We start from the raw sequence: 4,575 nt of genomic DNA, 5'->3' as shown, positions 1-4,575 counted from the left end.
CCGGATCCGGTGCCGCCTCGCCCGCCCACATCCACCAGCGCCACCAGGTCGTCCACCGTGTCCAGGGGGCGACCAGGGCTGTTCAGCTCCACCTCGACGCCGTACTCCAGCTCGATGGCGTCGACCAGGCGCAGCAGGCCGAGGGAGTCCACGCCGAGTGCGACCATCGACCCGCCGGCGAGCACGTCGGCCGCCGCGACCTCCCCGGCCGTGGCCTCGCTCACCAGCTCCGCGATCCGCGTGCGCAGGTCGGTGCCACCCATGGTCAGAACTCCTTTCCGGACTGCCGGACGATCTCGGCGATCTCGGCGATGGTCGGGGTCTCGAAGAAGTCGTCCAGCGGCACCTCGACCCCGAGCCGCTGCTGGATCCGGCCGCTGATCCGGGTGATGGTCAGTGAGTGCCCGCCCAGGTCGAACAGGTCCTCGTGCACGCCGATGTCGGGGATCCGCAGCACCTCCTGCCAGATCTGGCGCAGCTGCGCGACCACCGGGTCGTCGTCGGTCCCGTCGTCGGGGGTTGTCTCACCCGGTGCCGCCCCGACCGGGTCGCGGGGCGCCGGGGCGGGCAGCGCGGCCCGGTCGATCTTCCCGTTCGGGTTCAGGGGCAGCCGGTTGAGCGCCACGTAGTCGGTGGGCAACACCGCCTGGGGCAGGCTCGACGCCAGGTGCTGCCGCAGCTCCGCCGGTTGGGGGGCGACCCCGTCGCGGCCCACCACGTACGCGACGAGGCGCGGCTCCTCCGCGTCGGGCCGCAGCGCGGTGGCCGCCGCGGCCACGCCCGGATGGTCGAGCAGCCGGGCGTCGATCTCCCCCAGTTCCACCCGGTGCCCCCGGATCTTGACCTGGTCGTCGAGGCGGCCCAGGAACTCGATCCGCCCGTCGGGCAGCCACCGGCAGCGGTCGCCGGTGCGGTAGAGCCGCTCGCCCGCCCGCCCGAACGGGTCCGGCACGAACCGTTCGGCGGTGAGGTCGGCACGCCCCCGGTAGCCGGCCGCCAGCCCGGCGCCACCCAGGTACAGCTCGCCGGGTAACCCGAGCGGCACCGGCCGGCGGGCCTCGTCGAGGACGTACGCCCGCACGTTCGGCAGCGGCCGACCGATGGTGACCTCGTCGGGATCGGCGGGGATCTCGGCCACGCTCGCGTAGACGGTCGCCTCCGTCGGCCCGTACCCGTTGACCAGGCGGGCGGTGCGGGCCCGCAGCTCCCGCGCGAGAGCGACCGGCAGCGCCTCCCCGCCGGCGAGGGCGACCAGCGGAGTGTTCCCGGCGGCCACGTCCGTCGTGCCGAGACCGGCGTCCAGCAGCACCCGCCAGCCGGACGGGGTGGCCTGGACGTGGGTCACGCCGGCGTCGCGGACCAGCCGCAGCACGCCCATACCGTCCCACGCGCTGACGGCCGAGGCGACGACCACCCGGCCGCCGGTGACCAGCGGCAGGAAGACCTCCACGGTGGAGATGTCGAACGACAGCGACGTCAGGTGCAGCCACCGGTCCCGTGGCCCGCTGCCCAGCAGGTCGCGGACGCCCAGCAACACGTTCGCCAACGCGCCGTGCCGCACCGCCACGCCCTTGGGCCGGCCGGTCGACCCGGAGGTGTAGAGCACGTACGCGAGGTCGTCGACGGTCGGTGGCCCGTCGGCGGGCCCGCTCCGGGCTGGAACCGGCCCGTCGAGCAGGTCGATCCCGTCGAGGGCGAGAGTGGGCCGACCCGTCTCGGCGACGGACCCCGTCACGACCAACGCCGGGGCGGCGTCGGCGAGGATGGCCTCCTGCCGGGCCGGCGGGTTGCCCGGATCGACCGGCAGGTAGGCGGCGCGGCAGCGCAGCACCGCCAGCACGGTCACCACCGCCTGCCAGGAGCGGTCCAGCGCGACGGCCACCAGCGCGCCGGGATCGGCCCCGCGCTGGCGCATCAGCGCGGCGAGCCGGGTGACGGCGGCGTCGAGTTGGGCGTAGCTCAGCGTCCGGTCGCCGTCGACCAGGGCCGGCGCGTCCGGTTCGGCGGCAACCTGTGCGGCGAACAGGGCCGGCACCGTCACGGCGGGGTACGCCCGCGCGGTGTCGTTGACGGCGCGGGTGACCCGGTCGAGTTCGTCGTCGGGCAGCACCGGCAGGTCCGCCACCGGACGGTCAGGGTTGGCCACCACGGCGGCGAGCATGGTGCGCAGGTGCCCGCCGATCCGGCGTACCGAGTCGGTGTCGATGGCCGTCGGGCTGTGCTGCAGGCTCACCGTGAGACCCGTCGGGGCAGCCACGATCTGCACGTGCAGGGCGTTGCGGGCCGCGCCGCAGAACAGGGTCCACTCGACCTCGGTGGCCACCCCGGGGAACACCGGTTCCGCACCGCGCCGCCGGTAGGCGATGCTGACCGGGGTCAGCGCCGGGGCGGGCCGCAACCCGGACACGGCGTGGGTCAACGGCACGGCGCGGTGCCGGTACACCTCGCGCAGCCGGGCCCGGACGGCGCGGGCGTAATCGCGGAACGTGTCTCGCGTCGCGGTGACCGCGACGGGCAGCTCGTTGACGAACAGCCCGACCCGGTCGGCCTGGTCCGGGGTGCGGGTGGACAGGGCCACGCCGATCGGCGCGCCCCGGTTGCCGTAGCGCTCCAGCAGGGCGTGCAGCACGGCGAACAGCAGCTCGAAGCGGGTCACCCCGATCGACAGGGCGACCCGGTCGACGCCCTCGACCAGACCGGCGGGCAGGCCCAGGGGCACGGCCTCGCCGGGCTCCGCCCGGGTGGGCAGCCGGCGCAGGCCGGGCAGGACCACGTCACCGGGGCCGGACCAGTGCCGTGCCCAGTGGTCGCGGGCGGCGGGCAGGTCGACCGCGACGCGTTGCTGCTCGGCAGCGGCGAGGCCGGCGTACCCGTCGGCACGGGGCGGGGGCGCGGCCGGGCCACCGGCGCGGGCGGCGACGGATCTGGCCGAGCCGCCAGCAGTGCCGGCGGCGGATCCGGCCGAGCCGCCAGCAGTGCCGGCGGCGTAGGCGGCGGCCAGGTCGCGGACGAGCACGTCCTTGGACGTGCCATCGAAGGCCAGGTGGTGCGCGGTGACCAGCAGCAGGTGGGTGCCGTCCGCGCCGGTCAGCAGGGTGAACCGGGCCAGGGGGCCGGTGGCCAGGTCGTACGGTCGGGTGATCTCCTCGGTGACCCGGGCGTCGGTCCACTCCCCCACCGCGACCACCGGGCGTGCGTCCGCCGGGGCCAGGTGGGGGAGGCCGTCGTCGTCGGTGACGATCCGGGCGGCCAGGACCGGGTGCTGTTCGGTCACCGCGGCGCACGCCGCGACGAGAGCCCGACGGTCGAGTTCGGCGGCGAACCGGACCCCCACCGCCATGTGGTACGCCGTTCCGGCGACGCCGGCCTGCTCGGTGAACCAGACGGCGTGCTGCGCGAAGGTCGCCTCGGCGGTGCCCACTTGTGCTCCTCTGGTCGTGCTGGTGGTCAGTTGTCGAAAAGGTCGGTGAGCTGCCGCTTGAGCACCTTGCCGGCCTCGTTGCGGGGCAGCTGGTCCAGCAGCAGAAGCCGGGCGGGCAGTTGGTAGCCGGCCAGCCGGTCGGCCAGGAAGCCGCGCAGCAGCGGCAGGGACAGCCCGTTCGGGCCGGCCGGTGGGCGGGGCACGACGGCGGCGGCCACGGCCGAGCCGAGCACCGGGTGCGGCACCCCGACGACAGCCGCCTCCGCGACCAGCGGATGCTCGTGCAGGGCGGCCTCGACCTCGATCGTGGAGACCTTGAACGCGCCGGTCTTGATGACGTCCTGGTGCCGGTCGGTGAGGTACAGGTAGCCGTCGGCGTCGATCCGGCCGACGTCGCCCATCCGGACCCACCCGTCGCGGAAGGTCGCCTGGTTGGCCGCCTCGTCCCGGTAGTACGCGCGGGGATGCCGGGAGCGCAGCCACACGTCGCCGGTGGCCCCTGCGGGCAGCGGATTCCCGTCGGCGTCGGCGACCATCAACTGCCCATCGGCCGGCCGCCCGACGGCGTCCCGACGGGACGGGTCGTAGATCATCGTGGTCTGGGCCGGGGCCGCTTCGGTCGAGGTGTAGTAGTTGACGATCGTGGCCTGCGGGAACGCCCCGGCCAGTCGGGCCGCGACCGCCGGGGCGAGCGGGGCGGCGGTGGAGCCGACGAGCTGCACGCCGCCGGTGTCCCGCCCGCGCAGCGCCCCGGAGTCGAGCAGCTCGACGGCGATCGACGGGACGACGAACACGGTCCCGGTGCCGGGCGCCTCGACCAGCCGGGCGAACCGCGCCGGGGTGAAGCGGGGCAGGGTGAGCGCGGCGGCCTTCGCGGTGAGCGCGTTCACCAGCATGGTCTGCCCGGCGTTGGTGCCGATGGCGAAGGCGTGCAGGAACCGCCGCGAGTGGGCCAGCGCCAGCCGGCGCGGGTGGGTCGGCGCGCCCACGGTGAGGTTGGCGTGGCTGGCGGCCACTCCCTTCGGGCGGCCCGTGGTGCCCGAGGTGTAGAGGATCTGGGCGAGGTCGCCCGGGCGGGGGCCGGCAGGGCCGGGTCCGGGTCCGACGAGCAGGTCGTCGGCGGCCCAGGTCGCCACGCCGGGCGGGACCGGTGG

General features: G+C 75.5%; 3 protein-coding genes. All 3 read right to left on the bottom strand.

Translation table 11 applies throughout. The features are described 5' to 3' along the window. A partial coding sequence (locus E1193_RS30220) for a phosphopantetheine-binding protein (protein WP_132186546.1) occupies positions 1–263 on the bottom strand: 263 nt, incomplete at its 3' end. Positions 264–265: 2 nt separating this feature from the next. After that, positions 266–3,421, bottom strand: a complete 3,156-nt coding sequence (locus tag E1193_RS30215; RefSeq protein WP_207922931.1) for a non-ribosomal peptide synthetase — start codon at positions 3,419–3,421, stop codon at positions 266–268. Between the two features lie 26 nt (positions 3,422–3,447). Beyond that, a partial coding sequence (locus E1193_RS30210; protein WP_243707966.1) for a fatty acid--CoA ligase family protein occupies positions 3,448–4,575 on the bottom strand: 1,128 nt, incomplete at its 5' end.

This window comes from Micromonospora sp. KC606 (assembly GCF_004348675.1).
GTDB lineage: Bacteria > Actinomycetota > Actinomycetes > Mycobacteriales > Micromonosporaceae > Micromonospora.
This window is presented reverse-complemented; position numbering and strand designations above follow the sequence as displayed.